The organism is Dactylosporangium sp. NPDC000244 (genome assembly GCF_040300725.1).
Lineage (GTDB): Bacteria > Actinomycetota > Actinomycetes > Mycobacteriales > Micromonosporaceae > Dactylosporangium.
The window spans coordinates 53,139-71,615 of the sequence record NZ_JBEPEH010000023.1 but is presented as its reverse complement, the minus strand read 5'-3'; the positions used below and the strand labels follow the sequence as shown (position 1 = coordinate 71,615).

The window sequence follows — 18,477 nt, the reverse complement described above, 5'->3', positions numbered from 1 at the left end:
GTCAGGCTCCGTTCGGGTAGAGGTGCTCGGTGTGGTCGAGGGTGCGGCGGGTCGCCGTCGCGGCGTCGAAAAACGGGGTGCAGTGGTCCTCGGCGCAGATGCGGCAGAGGGTCAGGCAGAGCGGGCCGATGAGGGTGTCCGCCTCGTACGCAGCGAGGTCGGCGGTGTCGCCGCAGGACTCGCACCGCCCGGCGAGCGGGCAGCGCGACCAGGGCGTGCGCATCGGCTCAGGCCGCCCGACGCGGCGCGTTGAATCGGCGCATGTACCAGCGCAGCGCTTCGGCGACCACGGCGTCACGGGACCGGCGCAGACGCTGCGCGGTCACCTCGTCCACCGGCCCGTGCGCCGACATGATCCTGATCTGCACGTCGAGCAGCTCGATCTCCGCCTCGATGAGGGGCATCTCGCTCTCGATCGCGTCGAGCTGCGCCGCCGTGGGCTCGGTCCAACCGTCGGGGTCTCTCACCATGACTCCTTCACTTGCTGCACTTGGTTAGTCAAGTGCGCTGAGATGAAGGTAGATGCGCTTGGCTAGACAGGTCAAGATGCCTGACACAAGTTTTCTAGTCTGGCTAGTCAGGACGTACGATGACCTGCGTGTCTGACGAGGAATTGACCTACCTCAGCGAGCTGGACCCCGACGACCCCACCGGCGCCGCGCAGCAGATCGCGCGCCAGCTCCGCGCGGCGATCCTGACCGGGCGGCTCAAGCCGGCAGAAAAGCTTCCGTCCCAGCCAGACCTCGCCAAGCACTACGGCGTTGCTCGGGAGACGGTGAAGCGAGCCCTCGACGCGCTACGCGGGGAGCGGCTGATCGTGTCCCGGCAGGGCAGCGGCGTCTTCGTGCGCGCGCAGACCCAGCGGCCAGTCGAACTGCGGCCACACCTGGAGGCCGCGTTCGAGCGCGAGGAAGTGACCATCGATTTCGCCGGGTTCATCGGCGAGACCCTTCAGGGCGCGCTCGCCGAAGTGCTCGACCAAGTGCGCGCCGGCCAGTTGGCGCCGAAGCGGATCACGATCCGGGTCATGGTCTCCGACATGCGCGTGCCGATGGCGCTACCGGCCCGCGCCGACACCGGCGCCGACGACCCGATCGTGCGCGAGCGGATGGAGCGCATCTCCCACCGGTCGCTCGACGCGATCGTGGACCAGGTGCACGAACTCGCCGACCTCGGCCTGATCGAGTCAGCCACCGTCACGGTGCGGCAGCACTCCGCGTCGCCGCTGTTCAAGCTCTACATCATCAACAACAGCGAAGTGTTCTTCGGCTTCTACCCGGCCATCGAGCGCACCGTGTCGTACAAGGGCGAGCCGCTAGCCATCTACGACTTGCTTGGCAAGGACGTGCCGCTGTTCAACTACGCCGTGAGCGAGGAAGACACCTCGCACGGCACGCAGTTCGTCGGTGCGTCGAAGCAGTGGTTCGACTCGGTGTGGGACAGCGTGGCAAGGGAGTACCAGGGATGACCAACGACCTGCGCGCGCTTCTAGGCCGGAGCCGGGCGATCCTGCTCGACTTCGACGGGCCGGTGTGCTCCATCTTCGGTGGCTACCCGGCACCTACCGTCGCGGCTGAGCTCCTCGACCTGCTCGAAGGGCGCGGGGTCCACCTCGCCGAGGACATTCGTTCCGAGACGGACCCCATGGAGGTGCTCCGCTGGTCGGCGACGCTCGGCAAGCCCGAGCTGCTCCGCGAGGTCGAGGACGGACTGTGCCGCGCCGAGCTCCTCGCGGCCGAATCCGCGATCCCCGAGCCACAGGGCCAGGCCGTCATAGAGGCCGCCCGCGACTCGGGGCGGCGGGTGGCGATCGTGAGCAACAACTCCGCCAACGCGATCGACGCCTACCTTCAGGCGCACCGGCTCATGGACCACATCGCGTACGTCGCCGGCCGCGCCTACGCTCAACCCAAGCGTATGAAGCCCCACCCAGAGCCGTTGTGGCGCGCGGCAACGGCGCTCGACGTGGAGCCCGCGGCGTGCGTACTGATTGGCGATTCGCTGTTCGACATTGAGGGCGCGAAAGCGGCCGGAGTCCCAGTGATCGCCTTTGCCAACAAGTCCCCGAAGGTACAGCACTTCACCGAGGCCAGGGCAGATTTCGTCGTTACCGACCTGGGCGGCATCGCGGTTGCACTCCGACCGTCAGCGGGCGGTTGACGTATGGCCAGATCCCGACGGGCGAATTGCGCGCGAAGCGTCATGCGACCATGTCCTGGCCAGCGCACCGCTGAGGAGCTCCACGCAGAACGACACGGCCGCCGTGGAAGCACTCCTGATCGAGCGCAGTGGTGCGGGTTGTATGGCGCGGCCACAACAGATTTTGAACCACTGTCCTGATCTCTCGACGATGGAGGTCTTGTTGACGACTTCGGACTGGGTAATCCTGGCGCTCGGCGGGGCTATGATCGCAGTAGGTGTCACATTGTGCCTATTGTTGGTGCGATTCATTAGACTCGCAAGCGTTCAGGTTGAAAGCTTGCTCAATGTCGCGCAATCCCAAGAGCAAATCCGTGTCTACATCGGCGAATACGTTTCGAATCGGACCCGTTCAACCAGTTGGGGTGGTTCGAATTTCGTCTATCAAACGCTAGAACGGACACTGCGCGACCTTCCGACTCGACTTGAACGCGCACTCAATCGGTCGTTCGAGCAAATACCGTTAAATCAGTACATAGAAATTGCCAATCAAAATGTCACGTCTAGCGCTCAGACTGAGGCTGAACCGGGGCACCGCGAGATAGTGCGGGAGCTGGTCCACTCCCTCAACACACCTTTGCTGGGGATCGAAAGTGCCGTGCTAACGCAGCAATCTATGCCAGGCGGCGACATGACACCCGCCCTGGCGAACATTGCCGGATACGTTGAGTTATGCAAGGCATTCCTTCTGGCGTATAAAAATTCAACGTCCGCGCTGGCATCGACTGATGAATGGGCGCCAGAGGACCTCAAATCCTCAGTGCAGGGCGCGCTGATTCTTTACAGTCGGCAGCTGAACAAAGCCGTCTCAGGCCAGGTGCGTCTACCGGGGCGGATTGAGGGGTACTCCAACAATCTCCTTCTGGCAATTACCCTTCCACTCATAGAAAATGCCGTCGAGGCCTCTCCGGAAAACGGCGAGGTAACAGTTGACGTGCTGGTCGATGAGTCGGTGGTGATTTCGGTGACCAACTCGTTCGTTGGCGCAGCACCGGACAACTCCATCTATAAGTATGGAACGACGACGAAGGAAAGCCATCAAGGTTTAGGGCTTCCGATTGTCTCTCGCCTCGTTGGTAGCTACCGCGGCGGCGCCGTGTCGCACACCGTTACCGGCGAGTCAATTGAATTCAGGGTGAATCTCCCAAAGAGGCTGACATGAACGAAGAAGTCCTGGTGGTCGATGACCAAAAGGACGTGGCCGAGTCGCTGGCTGAGCTAATTCGTGTGTCGATTCGGATACGTGCCGTAGCAACAAGTGATCCTCGCGAAGCGGTCTCGCTCGTTAGGGACTCACCGATTAAGGTCGCGGTCCTTGATCAGCGAATGCCCGAGATTACAGGAACGGAACTTTCCGCGGAACTGCGATCAGTGAACGACAAACTGCGTCTAATTATGTTCACCGGGATGGCATCCGGCGAAGAGGTCGCGAATGCGGCGTTCGAGCGAGGGTTCAATGCAATGCTGCAGAAAGCGGACGTTGGGCGGTTACCCGAAGCTGTTTTCGAGCAATATATCAGGTATCAGATCGACTCTAAGCAGCGAGCCGTTCAAAGGCTCTCGTTGTTTCAAACGCCACGACGGTATCGAATTTTCGGCCCCAGGATTAAGTATGCTCTCGTCGACGCGTATGTCATTGAGGACAACTTCGTTGACGACGACAGTTGGGAGACGTTCCTGCATCTAAGTCGAGGCCAGGAAGAAAAGCGAACCTGGTCCTGGTCAGTAAAGCGTTCGGTGACCATCGAGGAGCAAAGCCAGGAAGCGCTCAAGCACAGCCTACGAGGGAAGCTTTCGGGAACTGTCGCCCAGCTGGAATCAGCCCTCGAAGAGTCTCTAACTGCGTCCTCGAAGGAGTCCCGTTCGAGAGAAGACTCAACGGGAGGCGCCCGGGAGATGACGTATAAGTTAACTGATCAAGATGGGGCGGTCAGGGCTCGCCACTTCCAACGCGCCCCCGTTTTCCGTCAATGGTCAGTCGTTCTAGGCGTGACCTGCGACCAGTGCGGAAATCCCCATGAGGAACGAATTGTGGCGAATGAACGACTTCCGCTTTTCGCGACGCGACAGGTCGACTATTTTGATGACGGCGATCGTAAGATCTTTGGCAGCGGTTCCGTAAAGGCGTCCTATGTTTAGGCGGATATGCGTAATTCCGATCGCCGGTATCGCTCGGTGCAAGTGATGATTGTCGGCGACGCACCGCGAGCGCAAATCCCTGGAGCCGCAGAGCGGTAGAAGCTTGCCGTCGAGGCACAGCCGATCACGGCGAGGCGCCTCTTCCTGCCGTCGCGGCCGTGGTTGGAACAGAGGGATGCCCTCTGTTCCAACCACACTTGTGGCAGGGGGTGAAGCAGGGGGGTCACGGCAGTGGACAGCCACGTACGCCAGCGACCGTGGGCGGAGTGAGAACCCTTGTGCTGTAACGGTTTATGGCACGTCGGCCTTAGCCTCTATCGGATTGACACGGAAGAGGTCACTGGTTCAAACCCAGTATCGCCCACCACAGCTCAAGGGCCGTTTCCGCCGGTTGGAAACGGCCCTTGAGCCGTTCGCGGGGTCTACGCCGCCCGAGGGGTTCCGCCGGGCAGGCTGAGCATGAGACCGTCTCCGTGACCCTCGTACCGGCGAGATCGGCAATCTGTTCCAAGGTCAAGCCAATGGCCGACGCGATCGACACGAGGTTGTGCCGCAACTCCCGTGGCATCTTCGGGTCGAGCCCGACCGCCTCCGCCGTCCGGCACATTGCTCGCAGGACGTTGCCGACCCTCCCGTCCGCTACGTCGGGATCCCGCCGGGTACGACGGTCGGCGCGTCCAGCAGACCGGACGTGGTCAAGATGAACTCGACCGTGCCGTCGAACGGCGAAGTCTCCTCGATGACCTGTTCCCCGGGCACGCCGAGCAGGTCGTGCTCGGCGTACCAGCCGGCCATGTGCTCGGGCGTGAATTCGGCCGCCTGCGGCCGGGTCGCATGCCGGCGCAGGGTTTCGGCGAAGCTCACGTCCAGGTAATAGACCGACGTCCGGCCTGCGTGCGCCGTGATCAGCCGCCGAAGCATCGCCGCGTAGCGCTCGGTGTGCAGGATGCCCTCAACGATGGCGTGGTAGCCGTGGTCGAGCACGAACCGGGCATTGGTCTCGATCAGATCTGGGGCGATCCCGCCGGGTCGGTCGCGTTCGCGGAGCAGGATCCGTCGCAGGTAGTCCTGTTCGATCAGCCCTATACCGCGGTGGCCGTATCGGGAGCGGATCTCGCGGGCGATGGACGACTTGCCGGATCCGGAGTTGCCGCGAATGATCACCAGATGGGTGTCGATGGTCCCGCAACGGTTGTGGTCGGCTGACACCGGCTCATCGTGGCACGGCTGCGTCTGCCGCTGCCGGCAAGGACGGTCCAGCCTGATCGGATGCCTTCATGCGGATGGCGTCGCGGGCGGATCTGCCATGGAGAACGTCGTCATCGACATGCCGGCCAGGGCGGCGTCGTCCTGGCCGCGGACACGCCTGGAGGCGGCACGGGCCGCCGTGCGTGGTCGTCAGGTGTCGTAGGCCGTTCCGGCGACGGCGGGGCCCACGTCCTCCGGCAGATGCGCCACGACGATGGCGACCGCTCCGGCGGCGTCGTCGGCCTCACCGTACACCCGCGGCGGGAGGTCGTCGGCGAAGCGCTGCTGTCGCACGACGTACCCGCCGCTGACGCGGGGGTCGACGACCGGCAGGCGGGTGTCGTCGAACGGGAACCCGGTCGTGAAGCTGAAGCACAGGGACGCGAGGCTGGTGTACGGATACAGTGCGCGCAGCACCGGCTGCGCCTGGGCCGCGTCGATGATGTCCACGACGAACCGGAACTCAGGGTCCCTGTCGCTGATGCCGGCCCAGCGGCGGCGCAGGTGCCGCCACTGGACGGCGACCTCCTCGGCCGGCCCGAGTTCGGTGGCCCGGGCGTGGTCGTCGACCTCGAGGAACGGCGCGGCTGCGGTGATCTCGGCGAGGGTGGCCGCGTGCCGCCAGGCCCCGGCGGCCCGCACGATCTGGCCCAGGTCGGTGGTCGCGCCCCCGACAAGGCGCACCCCGCGGCTCCAGCCGTCGACCACGAACGTCGGGCCGCCGGGCGCACCGTCGATCCGCATCGGCTCGCGCGGCTCGACCAGGCTCTCGACCAGCGCCGTCGTCGCCGGGTGCTTCTCGGGAACGCCGATGGTCCCCAGATCGACATCGAGCTCGCGGGCCAGCGCCGCGACGGCGCCGGCGATTCCTTCGGGCTGCTCCATGGCGTGAGGCTACGGCCGTTCCGTCATGCCCGGGGATGGCCAGGGCGACGAGCTGCACCGCCGGACGTTGGCACTCGGACCGCTTGCTTAGCCGTCACACCGAACGTACGACTGCTCCAGCCTGACCTGATCCAGCGCGACCGCACCGACGGCACACAGCCCAACCAGCGTGACGAGCGCGAGCGCAATCCAGATCAGCGCGCCTCGCCGGCGACGCGCCAGGCCGAGCCCGGCCGCGACGAGCAGCGGGCCACCTACCCCACAGACGGCAAGCAACATCATCGACCCGTAATCCGGATCGGTGCACGCATTCACGTGCCTGGCCATCCGGAAGAAATACGGAGTGCCGAGCAGCCACGCCAAAAGCCCAGCAAGCATGAACAACGATCCGACGACTTGCAGCGCGCGTCGCGGCACGGCCGGTTTCACCCATGCAGCATGACCGATGGTTCGCAGTTACGAAATGGCGTGGCATCAGCAGATCCGGACCGGCCGGGCCCTGAGCGGGGCCCGGCCGGTCGGCGACGGGTCTGATCAGGCGGGGGCGATGCTGAACTTCTCCCACGCGCCGATCTCGGTGCGGTTGGCGATCAAGGGCTGGCTGCCGCCCTTCTCCGCCGTCACGTAGCGGCCGTTGGCGTTGGCCTTGAAGCTGACCGTGCCGTCGGCGTTCGTCACCATCTGGAACTTCTCCCAGGCGCCGACCACGGTGCGGTTGGCGATGAGGGCCTTGCCGCCCGCGCTCTCGGCGGTCACGTACCGGGAGTTGGCGTGGGCGAGCAGCGCCACGTAGCCGTCGCCGGCGTCGACGATGTCGTACGTCTCCCACACGCCGACGACGCCGCGGTTGGCGATCAGGGGCTTAGTACCATGCAGCTCCGCCGTCACCAGCAGGTTGTTGATGTACGCGGTCATGCTCACGGTCGTGGGCGCCTTCACCTTCGTGAACTTCTCCCACGCGCCGATCGCGGTGCGGTTGGCGATCAGGGCCGCGTTGCCGCCGTTCTCCGCGGTCACGTAGTTGCCGTTCGCGTTCGCCTTCAGGCTGATGGTGCCGTCGCCGTTGTCGATCTGCTCGAACTTCTCCCAGGGGCCGACGGCGGAGCGGTTCGCGATCAGCGGGGAGTTGCCGCCGTTGTCCGCGGTCACGTACTGCAGGTTCGAGCGGCTGCGCAGCGCCACGAAGCCGCCGCCCTGGTCGATGACGTCGAACTGCTCCCAGGCGCCGATGACGGTCCGGTTGGCGATCAGCGGGGCCTTGCCGCCGTTGTCCGCGGTGACGTAGTTGCCGTTGGCGTTCGCCCGCAGCTCGATCGGGGCGGTGCCGTTGTAGGTGGCCGTGTACGTCGTGGCGGCCGACGGCGCCGTCAGGGTGTGCGTCTGGTTACCGTTGTCGGACCAGTTGCCGAACGAGTACAGCATCGTGCTCGTCGTCTGCGGCGCCGGCGCGCTGACCGAGTTCGTCGAACCGACGATGACCCGGCGGGTGAACGGCGTCGCCTGGCTGGACGAGCCGACGACGACCTGCAGGCCCGAGGGCTTGCTGGCGAAGGACAGCTCGACGGTCTTGGGCTGCAGGTCGACGGTCGCGACGCTGGTCAGGTTGGCGTCGTTGGTGGCGGTGAGCTTCAGCCGCAGGTACGACGGGTACTCGTGGTCCGGCGCCTTGAACGAGCCGCTGCTCACGCCGTTGAACGTCTGCAGGTAGTGGGTGTGGCAGTTGTCCGGGGCCGTGCAGTGCTCCAGCTGCAGCTCCCACTTGAGCGCCGAGTCCGGCAGGTTGCTCTGCGTCTGCGGGTCGGTGGCGTGGCCGGAGAAGTTCACCGTGTCGCCGACGCCCCAGGTGAACGTGCCCGCCGGGGAGTCGATCACCGCCGTCGGGGTCTCGGCGCCGGCCGTGATCGTGGTCGTCGCGGTGCCGCTCGCGCCGAGCGGGTCGGTGACCTTCAGGATCGCGGTGTAGCTGCCGTTCTTGTCGTACGTGTGCGAGACCTTGACCCCGGTCGCGTCGAACTTCCCGTCGCCGTCGAAGTCCCACTGGTAGGTGAGCTGGCTCTGGTCCGCCACGTCGGCGTCGGTGGAGGCCGACGCGTCGAACTGGGCGACGAGCGGGGTCGTGCCGGACGTCGGGGTGGCGGTGAAGGAGGCCACCGGCGGGCGGTTCGTCGGGAAGTACCGGATCCGCCGGACGGTGCCGCCGACCAGGTCGACGTAGTAGAGGTCGTTGCCGGGGCCCATCGTGAGGTACGCCGGATACGCCGCGCCGGCCGAGAACGTCTGGATCTGGGTCGGGTCGGGCTGCCCGTTCGCGCCCTTGAACATCGCCCAGATGCAGCCGCGGGCGTAGTCGGCGAAGAACAGGGCGCCGTTGTACGCGCTGGGGTACGACCCTCCGCCCGGGTAGAACGCCACGCCGGTGATGGACGAGCCGCCCGACGGGCAGGCCTCCCCCGGCACGATCTGGTTGGCGTGGTTGTAGGTGTAGTACGGGCTGGTCTGCCCGCCGTTCGCGTACAGGCTGTTGCACAGGCCCAGGTTGGCGCCCTCGTAGCCGGGCTGGCGGGCCGCGCCCTCGAAGCAGGGCCAGCCGAAGTTCACCGGGGAGGAGGTCGACGGCGTCGGGATCCGGTTGATCTCCTCCCACGAGTTCCAGCCGACGTCGCCGGCCCAGATCTCGTTCGTGCCCGGGCGGATGGTGAACCGGAACGGGTTGCGCAGACCGAAGCCGACGGGCTTGGCGGCGGCCGGGTTGGCCGGGTCGACGCGCAGGATCGAGCCGTCGTACTGCAACGGGTCCCCGGTGCTGCGCAGGTCCTGCGAGCGCAGCGCGCCGCCCTCGCCGGACGGGTCGCCGCAGGGGTTCACGGGGTTGCCGAACTGGCCGTAGTCGACGGTGCCGAAGCTGGCGCCGTCGCCGGAGGAGACGTAGAGCGCGCCGTCGGCGCCAAAGTGCAGGTCGCCGATGGAGTGGCTCGGGAACTGCTGGCACCAGTCGTTGATGAGCGGCGTCTCGGTGCCGTTCCACTGGTTGCCGGCGGCGGTCAGCTTCGACAGCCGGGCGGTGATGACGCAGTTGCCGCCGGCCCCGCCGCCCTCGACCACGCAGTCGTCGTGCCAGACGGGGGCGGTCTTGCCGGGCGGGGCGTCGTAGCTGTAGAGCACGTACACGGACGGGTCGTCCGGGAATGTCGGGCTGAGCGCGAGGCCGAGCAGGCCGCGGTCCCAGTAGTCGTGCACCTTGGCGGACAGGTCGGCGAAGACGGTCCCGGTCGGCGCCGACAGGCTGGCGAAGACCTTGATCACGCCGTTCTTCTGGGCGACGAACACGCGGCCGTCGGATGCGAACTGGATGCTGGTCGGCTGGGTCAGGCCGCTGAACACGACCTGTTCCTGGAAGCCGTTCGGCAACGTCGCCGCCGTTGCGGCGGAATGTCCGAATCCGAGCGCGAATGCGGCGCCGGCGGCCGTGATGGCGACTGCCGCGAAAACCGACAAATGCCGACGCAGCGACATATTTACGCCCCCTGTCCACGCACGAAACAGGCGACAGCGTATCGCTGGACGTCGACAGGGTTAAGTGTTCGATACGCCGAGAAGGGATTGACCGTTCGGTCAGCATCCGGGGCCGCCGGTCACGGAAACCGGCGGGCCCGACACGATCCCGGCTAGGCGGGCGTCTGCTGATAGACGCGGATGTAGTCGACCTCGAGCTGGCGGGTCAGCGTCGGGTCGGTGAGCCCGACGCTCCAGCCGCGCTGCCAGTCGTTGTCGACCATCATGTGCATGAGCAGCTGCATGGGGCCCTTCTCGATGGCGGGCGCGTTGGTGAACCGCGCGCACTCGACGCCGTCGATGTACCAGGAGATGTGGTCGGGCTCCCAGTCCACGCCCATCCGCACGAAGTCCTTCGAGTAGTCCTTCGCCGCGCACTTGCCGTTGTTCTTCTTGCCGGTGTTGACGTGCATGGACTCCTTGCGGTCGTCCCAGTGGTACGTCATGTACATCGTCGAGGGGTCGTCGCCCATCTCCTCGAGGATGTCGAGCTCCGTCTTGTAGTTGTAGGACGGGTCGGCCGGCAGCATCCAGAACGCGGTGAAGAAGCCCTGCGTCGCCGGGAACTTGAAGCGCGACTCGACGTAGCCGAACGTGAACGAGTACAGGTACTTCGAGCCGTTGTCGGCGTTCGGGCGCGCCGTGGAGACCAGGCCCGCCTTGTACGTGCACGACCCGCCCTGGCACGCGCTGCTCTTGTACGGCGGGCTCAGCGGCGCGGCGATGAGCTTCGCGGTGCCGCCGGAGACGACCACCTGGCTGGGCTGGTAGTGCTCCCGCCCGCCGTTGAACGTCGAGGTGCAGTCGCCGGTGTTCCAGTCGAAGCAGGGGCTGAGCTTGGTCTTGTCCAGCGAGCTGCCGTTGAACTCCTCGCTGAAGCCGATGGTCCAGCGCTTGCCGGCCGCGGGCGGGATCGACGGGGCGCCCGGGGCGGAGCCGACGCCGGCCTTGGAGGCGGTGGCGCCCGGCTTGCCCGACGCCGACGGGCCCGCCGACGCGGACCCCGAGGGCCCCGCGCCGAGGCCCGACTCGCCCGCGGGGTCGCCGTTGCCCGCGGCGTCGATCGCCTGGCCCGTCTCCGGGCTCGACGCGGAGTCCTTCTTCATGTAGGTGACCGCGCCGGCACCGGCCGCGACGAGCAGCACCGCGGCGGCCGAGGCCACCACGACCCCGAGCCGGCGCCCGCCCCGTCGCCGGCGCACCGGCAGGGCCGGCTCCCCCGGCCGTTCATCATTTTCCGGAGTGTCGAAATCATCCGGTTGGAAACGCATTCGCCCGCCAATCGGTGCGCATTTGTGCACGTATCGAGCACGTGCCGGACCAATTGCAGCGGCCACCCTACCACCGCTGTGCGCACGATCTTTGGCTTTGTAATGACGTGCGGCCGGGAGCTGCCAAATACATGACAGACCCCGGCCGCGTATCCGGATCTAGGCGTGGCGGCCGGACTGGGTGAACGGCATGCCGTGGTGATTCGTCTGGGCCAGGCGGCTGTTGAGGTTGCCCGCGTTGGCGATCTTGTCGTGGTACGCCTCGCGGCGGCGGGCCACACACCCCGTCGGCTTGTCGCTGGCCGAGACGAGATCCGGGTCGAGGTGGGTGTTGAGCCCGTCGCGCAGCAGCATCAACGCCTCGGCCCGCAGCTGGGAGACCCGCGACTCGGTGACGCCGAGCTCGTGCGCGATCTCCATCATCGGGCGCTCCTGGAAGAAGTACCCCTTGACGACCTTCCCGAGCCGCTCGGGCAGCGCCTCGACGGCGTTGTGCAGGTAGCCGATGCGCTCCCGGTGCAGGATCAGGTCCTCGGGCCCGGCGGCCCGCTCGGGGACCATGTCCTCGGCGCTGCCGGCGGCGAATCCCTGCAGCGACAGTACGGCCGCGCGCTGGACGTCGTCGTCGATGGCCTGCAACTCGTCGATGCTCACCCCGAGCGCCTCGCCGAGCTCGGCGTTCGTCGGGGTGCGGCCGAGCGCCGCGGTGAGCTCCTGTTGCATCGCGTCGACCTGCCGGGCCCGGGCCCGCACCGAGCGGCTCGCCCAGTCCAGCCCGCGCAGCTCGTCCAGGATCGCGCCCCGGATGCGGGTGGTGGCGAAGCTGCCGAACGGAATGCCGCGGCTCGGGTCGAACGCCTTGGCGGCGCCGGCCAGGGCCGCCATCCCGGCCGAGACCAGGTCCTCGCGGCTGACGTGGGCAGGCAGGCGGCCGAGCGTCTGGCGCACCAGATGCCCGACGAGCGGCAGATGCTCGCGGATCAGGTCCTCGAGCTCCCGGCCTTCCAACTGGACCTTGAGCGTGGCACCCTCAAGGGTCGTTGTCATCGGTTCCCCCTCGTGTCCGGGTGGACCCCGTGCAGGCGGTCCACCTGCTGACACGAAGAACTTTCGACTACGAAGGGTGCTTACGCCGTCACTTTCGGGTGCATCTCGGTTGCTGAACGGTGAGAGTCCTCAAGGCTCGGCGTGTCGCGTAGCGCGCCGAAGCGTTCGAACACCGGTACAGTCAGCGCCCGATGAACCTTGTGCCCCACGCGCCCCGCCTGCGCCGTGCCGCCCGCCGAGAGTTCGGCTGGGAGACCCTTCGTCCCGGACAGCTGCCGCCGATGCGTGCCCTGCTCAAGAAGCGCGACGCACTCGTCGTGTTACCCACCGGCGGCGGAAAATCCGCGATCTACCAGGTGCCGGCGACCTTGATCGCCGGACCCGCTGTCGTCATCTCACCACTTCTGGCCCTCCAGCAGGACCAGATCGCCGGGCTCAACCGCCGCCGCGAGGGCCAGGCCGTGCGGATCAGCTCCGCCGAGACCCCCGCCCAGCAGCGCCGGGCGCTCGAGGCGCTGCGGGCCGGCACCGCCCGGTTCCTGTTCATCACGCCCGAGCAGCTCGGCAACCCCGAACGCCTCGCCGAGGTCAAGGCGCTGCGCCCGGGGCTCGTGGCCGTCGACGAGGCGCACTGCGTCTCCTCGTGGGGGTACGACTTCCGTCCCGACTATCTGCAGCTCGGGCACCTCATCCGGGAGCTGGGCCGGCCACCGGTGGTCGCGCTCACCGCAACCGCCTCGCCGCCCGTGCGTGCCGACATCATCGCCGCGCTCGGGCTGCGCGACCCGTTCACGCTCGTCGCCGGGCTGGACCGGGCCAACCTGCAGCTCGGCGCCGTGCACTGCACCAGCGACGAGCAGCGCTGGCAGCGCCTCCTGGCCCAGGTCGAGCAGGAGCAGCACCCCGGGATCGTGTACGCCCCGACGCGCGCCATCGCCGAGCAGTACGCCCAGCGCCTCGCCGACCGGGGCATCGACGCGGTCGCCTTCCACGCGGGCCTGGCCGCGGGCGAGCGCAACCGCCGCTACGAGGACTTCATGGCCGACCGGATCCCGGTCATGGTCGCCACCAGCGCGTTCGGCATGGGCGTGGACAAGCCCAACATCCGCTGGGTGCACCACGTCGCCCTGCCCGACTCCCCCGACAGCTACCTGCAGGAGATCGGCCGCGCCGGGCGCAACGGCGAGCCGGCCCGCACCATCCTGTTCTTCCGCGCCGAGGACGTCGCCCTGCAGCGGTTCTTCGCCACCGGCGCGCCCGACGGCAAGGAGCTGACCCAGCTCGCGGCCGCGCTGCGCGAGGGCCCCGCGACCCGGGCCGGGCTCGCCACCCGCAGCGGACTCCCGGCCCGCCGGATCACCGCGCTGCTGAGCCTCCTGGAGCAGGTCGGCGCGGCTGAGGTCGGCGCCGGGAACAAGCTCACCGCCCCGCGGTACGCGCCCACCCCGGCCGAGGCGTCCCGCCTCGCCCTGGCCCAGTTCGAGCGGCACCAGACGCTGCGGCGCTCGCGGATCGACATGATGCGCCAGTACGCCGAGAGCGCGAACTGCCGCGGGCGCTCCCTGCTGGCGTACTTCGGCGAACAGGCCGACGCGCCGTGCGGGCACTGCGACAACTGCGCGAACGGCACCGTGGTCGTGGACCCGGTCGTGCCCGCGCTCAAGTGGTACCAGAAACTGTTCCGCCGCCCCTCCGCGCCGGTGCCCGCGCCCTCGCTTTCGCACTCGGCCTCGCCCGGGGCCAAGACCGTCGACGAGAGCCGGCCGTTCCCGGTCTCCAGCGAGGTCCGGCACTCGGCCTGGGGCACCGGGACGGTCATGGCCTACGAGCAGGACCGCGTCGTGGTGCTCTTCGAGCAGGTTGGGTACAAGACGCTCAGCGTGCCCATCGTGCAGAAGTCGAAGCTGCTCGAACCGGTGTAGGAGGGTTGTTGCCATGGCCGAGATTCCCGCGGACCTCAATGCCGCCAACGCGAAGCTCGTCGAGGAGTTCCGGGCCGCCGGGCGCCGGCTCGAGGGGCGGCCGCTGCTGCTGCTCACCACCACCGGGCGGCGCACCGGCCGGCGGTACACCAACCCGATGATGTACGTCCGCCTCGACGGGCGGCTGCTCGTCATCGCCTCCGCGGCCGGCGCCGAGCACGACCCCGACTGGTATCAGAACCTCGTCGCCGACCCGGCCGTCACCGTCGAGGTCGACGGCGCCGAGTACGCGGCCACGGCCCGCCCGGCGCCCGACCGCGACCCGCTGTTCGCGCGGATCGCCGAGCAGTACCCCTTCTTCGCCGACCACCAGCGGGGCACCGCCCGCACGATCCCCGTCGTGGAGCTCGTCAGCTCGGCGTGATGACCCGCTCGGGCTCCACGTGCTCGCGCTTGGTCCCCGGGAGCTGTTCGGTGCTCCACCACGCGTCGGTGTGGTACTCCTCCGGCAGCTCGTCCTCCCACGGGTCCAGGCCGAGCCGCTCCATCGCGTCGAACCAGGCGTCCCGCCGCGACTGCGGCAGGCGGGCGCCGCACCACGGGCAGTAGCCGATCACGACCATCGACGTGCCCCCGTCGCGGACCGGCAGGCCGTACTCGTCGAACTTGGCCGAGTAGACGACGACCACGTCCGGGTCGTCCCACGGGTCCACGTCCTCGCCCTCGTCCTGAAACTGGGCACGCATCCCGTCGCAGCAGTGTCGTAGCACCGCAGGAGTATGCACCGGTCACCGCGCCGCGACGAAAACTAGCTGATCAGCTGTCATGTGCGGGATAGTTCGGCCCGTCATCGCGGGGCTACGCTCCGACCAGCACGTTCTCACCACGCATTGCACAACGCGCCGCTGGCACGTCTTTCGCGAATCGTCAGGCCGGCACCACATAGACCCTTACGCACAGACCCTTTGAAGGGACCCATCCCATGAGCGACTTCGAGACCGGCGACACCGGCGCGGACTACGGCCACTACGAGGCCGGCCAGGAGAGCGGCGAGCTCGAGCAGCTGCACCAGGCGCAGGGCTCCGAGGCCGACGCGCAGTCGCAGTTCGGCGTGTACGAGCAGGACCACCACACCGCCGAGTCGACGGACTTCTCGCAGGGCCACCACGTCGAGTACGACGCCCCGGCGGCCGTGCACTACGAGTCGGACGACTACACCAACTACTCCCACGACGCGACCTCGGACGACCACGTCTTCGCCGCCGAGGGCAGCGAGTCCTCGCACCAGGCCCAGTTCAGCGAGCTCAGCGCCCTGCAGGAGAAGTTCGAGGCCGCGTTCGCGCAGGGCACCGAGGTGCACCAGCAGGGCGTGGCGGGCGCGGGCTCGGCCGAGCTCGGCGCCTCGGAGAGCTGACCGTAACGGCATTTCACCGACCGTAACCACGGTCAATGCTCTTGAGCCGGCCGGCGCTACTATTGGCGCCGGTCGGTTCTTTTTGTGCGGCCCTCTGATTACTCCTCGTGTTCTTTCAGAAGATCGATTAGGTGGCATGGTGTATGGTGCTATTGGAAAGCGGAGCGCGGCACCACCTGAGTCACCCGTGTCATCTTTTTCATCCCTGGGCCTCAATCAGGACCTCGGCGGCCTCGGTCCGGACGTTGATCACGGCCCGGCCGGCGCGATGCGCCCGCACCAGCCCCGCCGCGCGCAGCACCGCGAGATGCTGCGACACCCCGCCCGGCGTGAGCCCCGTCCGCCCCGCGAGATCACTCGTGGAGGCCGGCACCGCGAGCTCGGCGAGCAACCGCGCCCGGGCCCGCCCGACCAGCGCCCCCAACGCGCCGCCGCTCCCGTCCCCTCGCGACTCCCACAGCGCCCCGACCCCGCGCGGCGGATACGCCAGCTGAGCCCGCTCCCCGAAGACCGTGAGCACCGACGGCCAGACGAACACGGACGGCACGAGCACCAGATCCCCGCCGTCGCGCACGTCCCCGGCCGCGCACCAGCGCTGCAACACCGACAGCGTCCCGTCCGCGAAGGACACGTTGGCGTGCAGGTCATTGAGCAGCCCGCCCACCCCGTCGGCGGCGAGCGACCGGGCCCGCGCGTACACCTCCGACTCCAGCAGCACCCGGATGCGCGCCCAGTCGGGGGCGATCGCCGCGGCGAAGTACTCCCGCAGCCGCCCCGCCAGCACCCCCGGATCGAGGTCGCTGCCCGTCTGCGCCCGCACGACGCCGGCCGGGGTGGCCGCGAGCAGCGCCAGCTCGTCGTCGAGCTCCGGGAACGGGCCCGGCGGCGTCGGGGTGAGGAAGTCCGGGATGTAGCCGGGCGCCGGCGGCACCAGCCCGGCGAGCCCCGGCAGGTCCAGGCCCCGCGCGTCCAGGCCCCGCACCCGCGACACCCACGGCAGATGGATCGCGTGCGCGCCCGGGTCGCGCAGCACACGCAGGCTCGCGATCGTCTCCCACAGCGGGGAGACCGCGAACCGGATCCGCGCGATCGCGGACGCGGACAGACCGATCGACACCACGGGAACAATTTAGTGTGGACTGAAACGTTGGGGCAGCCCCGCGCGGCGGCGGAAGAATGACGCGCATGACCAACCGCGCCGCTCGCTTCCGGGCCCTGCACACCGCCACCGACCCGCTCGTGCTCGTCAACGCCTGGGACGCCGCGTCCGCCCGCGTCGTCGCCGCCGCCGGCGCCCCCGCGATCGCGACCACCTCCGCCGGCGTGGCCTGGACCCTCGGCGCCCCCGACGGCGACACGCTCGCCCGCGACCAGGCCCTCGAGCACCTCGCCCGCATCGTGCGCGCCGTCCCCGCCGACCTGCCCGTCACCGCCGACATCGAGTCCGGCTTCGGCGCTACCCCGGCCGACGTCGCCGAGACGATCCGCGGCGTCCTCGCGACCGGCGCCGTCGGCGTGAACCTCGAGGACACCGCCCGCGACGGCGACGTGGCGGGGCTGCGCGACATCGCCGGCCAGCAGGCGCGCATCGCGGCGGCCCGCGCCGCCGCCGACGACGCGGGTGTGGACCTCTACATCAACGCGCGCGTCGACACGTATTTCCGCGGGCGGGCCGACGAGACCGTCGCACGGGCGGAGGCGTACCTCGCGGCCGGCGCCACCGGGGTCTTCGTGCCTGGGGTCGCCGATGCCGGGACGATCGCCGCGCTCGCCAAGGCGATTCCGGCGCCGTTGAACGTGCTTGCGCAGCCGGGGACGCCGCCGGTCGGGGAGCTTGCGGGGCTTGGGGTCGCTCGGGTCAGCCTCGGGTCGTGGATTGCCGAGGCCGCGTATGCGCTGGCTCGGCGGGCTGCCCGGGAGGCGTACACCGCTGGTACGTACAGCTCGCTGGCGGACTCGTATGACTTCGGTGAGCTGAATTCGCTTATGTCCTGAAATTTTTGGATTTACTGCTCGAAGTCGTGGCATCCGCGGGTCGTTGCGCCTGCTGGACATCGGGCGGTCCCGCGAGGGCCTGGACGGGGACCACCCGGCCAGGCTCGCGGTGCTTGCGGACGCGTCATGCAGCGGCTTTCGCGCGTCCAGTTCGTCCTGGAGGCGGCGCTGGAGGCCCCTGGATGGCGTCCCAGGATCGGCCCGCGCGGCTTTCGTGGGAAGCTCGCCGTCCGGCGGCGTCCCCGGCTGCGCAAGCACGTTCAGCGGCGCCGGGAGCGTGGCGGCCCCGGGCGCGAAGATGGCCTAGCGCATTCCGTCCTTCCGGCCGGTGTCTCGCCGGGCCGGGGCTGGGCGAGAATCCGGGGGTGACGCTGCCCGTGCCGTACAGCGGCGCCCCGCTCTACAACGGCCCCGACGTGCGCATCGGCGACGTTCGCGTCGACGGGGTGGCGATCTACACGCCGGTCGGCGTGTGGCCGATCCGCGGCAGCCGCTGGATGGTGGTCTCGCAGCCGATTCCGATCACGACGACGGCGGGCTGGGGTATCGGGCTGGCGGTCACGTGCGCGGTGCTGGCCCTGCTGCTGTCGATCTTCACGTGCGGGCTGAGCCTGTTCCTGCTGTTCGGCCTGCTGTTCCTGACCGCCAAGACGCACGCGATGTCGGGGCCGCTTCTCGTGTCGATCCAGTCGGGGCCGAATCAGTATCTGGCGCAGGAGATCGTGTACTCGCCGCTGCACACGGCGGAGGCTATCCAGCGGGTCAACTTCGCGCAGGCCCTGGCCGTCCAGTGACCGCCGCCGGG

19 protein-coding genes are annotated in these 18,477 nt (G+C 68.3%); 9 read left to right on the top strand and 10 right to left on the bottom strand.

Translation table 11 applies throughout. The features are described from left to right. Window position 1 precedes the first annotated feature (1 nt). Together ABT369_RS30825 and ABT369_RS30820 are read right to left on the bottom strand one after the other, a co-directional pair. Window positions 2–223, bottom strand: a complete 222-nt coding sequence (locus ABT369_RS30825; RefSeq protein WP_350617245.1) for a hypothetical protein — start codon at window positions 221–223, stop codon at window positions 2–4. Between the two features lie 4 nt (window positions 224–227). Then, complete coding sequence (locus tag ABT369_RS30820; RefSeq protein ID WP_350617243.1) at window positions 228–467, bottom strand: DUF6284 family protein; 240 nt, start codon at window positions 465–467, stop codon at window positions 228–230. A 131-nt stretch (window positions 468–598) separates the two neighbouring features. Between ABT369_RS30820 and ABT369_RS30815 the strand changes: the two genes are divergently transcribed. The 4 genes from ABT369_RS30815 (at window position 599) to ABT369_RS30800 (ending at window position 4,338) form a co-directional block, all read left to right on the top strand. Then, entirely contained in the window at window positions 599–1,468 is an 870-nt protein-coding gene (locus ABT369_RS30815) for a GntR family transcriptional regulator (RefSeq protein WP_350617241.1), read from the top strand. Then, window positions 1,465–2,160 (top strand): HAD family hydrolase, encoded by a 696-nt coding sequence (locus ABT369_RS30810; RefSeq protein ID WP_350617239.1) that lies wholly within the window; start codon window positions 1,465–1,467, stop codon window positions 2,158–2,160. The genes ABT369_RS30815 and ABT369_RS30810 overlap by 4 nt, the downstream gene beginning before the upstream one ends. A 103-nt stretch (window positions 2,161–2,263) precedes the next feature. Next, window positions 2,264–3,361 carry an ATP-binding protein gene (locus tag ABT369_RS30805; RefSeq protein WP_350617237.1) on the top strand — a complete coding sequence of 366 codons (1,098 nt, stop codon included), beginning with the start codon at window positions 2,264–2,266 and terminating at the stop codon, window positions 3,359–3,361. Further along, on the top strand, window positions 3,358–4,338 hold the full coding sequence (locus ABT369_RS30800; protein ID WP_350617235.1) for a response regulator: 981 nt from the start codon (window positions 3,358–3,360) through the stop codon (window positions 4,336–4,338). The genes ABT369_RS30805 and ABT369_RS30800 overlap by 4 nt, the downstream gene beginning before the upstream one ends. A 639-nt stretch (window positions 4,339–4,977) precedes the next feature. On the opposite strand, the gene ABT369_RS30795 is transcribed toward ABT369_RS30800, so the two are convergent. The 6 genes from ABT369_RS30795 to ABT369_RS30770 all read right to left on the bottom strand — a co-directional run bounded on the left by ABT369_RS30795 (window position 4,978) and on the right by ABT369_RS30770 (window position 12,341). Next, window positions 4,978–5,547: a kinase gene (locus ABT369_RS30795; RefSeq protein WP_350617233.1), complete on the bottom strand. Its 570-nt coding sequence runs from the start codon at window positions 5,545–5,547 to the stop codon at window positions 4,978–4,980. 189 nt (window positions 5,548–5,736) lie between these two features. Further along, on the bottom strand, window positions 5,737–6,471 hold the full coding sequence (locus ABT369_RS30790; protein WP_350617231.1) for a DUF6193 family natural product biosynthesis protein: 735 nt from the start codon (window positions 6,469–6,471) through the stop codon (window positions 5,737–5,739). Between the two features lie 87 nt (window positions 6,472–6,558). Then, complete coding sequence (locus ABT369_RS30785) at window positions 6,559–6,900, bottom strand: hypothetical protein (RefSeq protein ID WP_350617228.1); 342 nt, start codon at window positions 6,898–6,900, stop codon at window positions 6,559–6,561. Between the two features lie 105 nt (window positions 6,901–7,005). Next, window positions 7,006–9,879, bottom strand: coding sequence for a PQQ-dependent sugar dehydrogenase (locus ABT369_RS30780; protein WP_350617225.1), 2,874 nt, complete (start codon window positions 9,877–9,879; stop codon window positions 7,006–7,008). Between the two features lie 257 nt (window positions 9,880–10,136). After that, the gene (locus tag ABT369_RS30775; protein ID WP_350617223.1) at window positions 10,137–11,225 is read right to left on the bottom strand and encodes a glycoside hydrolase family 16 protein; all 1,089 of its coding nucleotides are present in this window, start codon (window positions 11,223–11,225) and stop codon (window positions 10,137–10,139) included. Between the two features lie 228 nt (window positions 11,226–11,453). Continuing rightward, the gene (locus ABT369_RS30770; protein WP_350617221.1) at window positions 11,454–12,341 is read right to left on the bottom strand and encodes a sigma-70 family RNA polymerase sigma factor; all 888 of its coding nucleotides are present in this window, start codon (window positions 12,339–12,341) and stop codon (window positions 11,454–11,456) included. 191 nt (window positions 12,342–12,532) lie between these two features. Between ABT369_RS30770 and ABT369_RS30765 the strand changes: the two genes are divergently transcribed. Further along, complete coding sequence (locus tag ABT369_RS30765; RefSeq protein WP_350617219.1) at window positions 12,533–14,263, top strand: RecQ family ATP-dependent DNA helicase; 1,731 nt, start codon at window positions 12,533–12,535, stop codon at window positions 14,261–14,263. 13 nt (window positions 14,264–14,276) lie between these two features. Next, entirely contained in the window at window positions 14,277–14,687 is a 411-nt protein-coding gene (locus tag ABT369_RS30760) for a nitroreductase/quinone reductase family protein (protein WP_350617217.1), read from the top strand. Here ABT369_RS30760 and ABT369_RS30755 read toward each other — a convergent pair. After that, window positions 14,674–15,033 (bottom strand): DUF6980 family protein, encoded by a 360-nt coding sequence (locus tag ABT369_RS30755; protein WP_502891841.1) that lies wholly within the window; start codon window positions 15,031–15,033, stop codon window positions 14,674–14,676. The genes ABT369_RS30760 and ABT369_RS30755 overlap by 14 nt on opposite strands. Window positions 15,034–15,245: 212 nt before the next feature. Here ABT369_RS30755 and ABT369_RS30750 point away from each other — a divergent pair, with 212 nt between their 5' ends. Next, window positions 15,246–15,677 (top strand): hypothetical protein, encoded by a 432-nt coding sequence (locus ABT369_RS30750; protein ID WP_350617213.1) that lies wholly within the window; start codon window positions 15,246–15,248, stop codon window positions 15,675–15,677. A gap of 199 nt (window positions 15,678–15,876) precedes the next feature. On the opposite strand, the gene ABT369_RS30745 is transcribed toward ABT369_RS30750, so the two are convergent. Beyond that, window positions 15,877–16,797 carry an ArsR/SmtB family transcription factor gene (locus ABT369_RS30745; protein ID WP_350617211.1) on the bottom strand — a complete coding sequence of 307 codons (921 nt, stop codon included), beginning with the start codon at window positions 16,795–16,797 and terminating at the stop codon, window positions 15,877–15,879. Window positions 16,798–16,862: 65 nt separating this feature from the next. Between ABT369_RS30745 and ABT369_RS30740 the strand changes: the two genes are divergently transcribed. Together ABT369_RS30740 and ABT369_RS30735 are read left to right on the top strand one after the other, a co-directional pair. After that, window positions 16,863–17,672 (top strand): isocitrate lyase/PEP mutase family protein, encoded by an 810-nt coding sequence (locus tag ABT369_RS30740; protein ID WP_350617209.1) that lies wholly within the window; start codon window positions 16,863–16,865, stop codon window positions 17,670–17,672. Between the two features lie 365 nt (window positions 17,673–18,037). Beyond that, window positions 18,038–18,466: a hypothetical protein gene (locus tag ABT369_RS30735; RefSeq protein WP_350617208.1), complete on the top strand. Its 429-nt coding sequence runs from the start codon at window positions 18,038–18,040 to the stop codon at window positions 18,464–18,466. Window positions 18,467–18,477 lie beyond the last annotated feature (11 nt).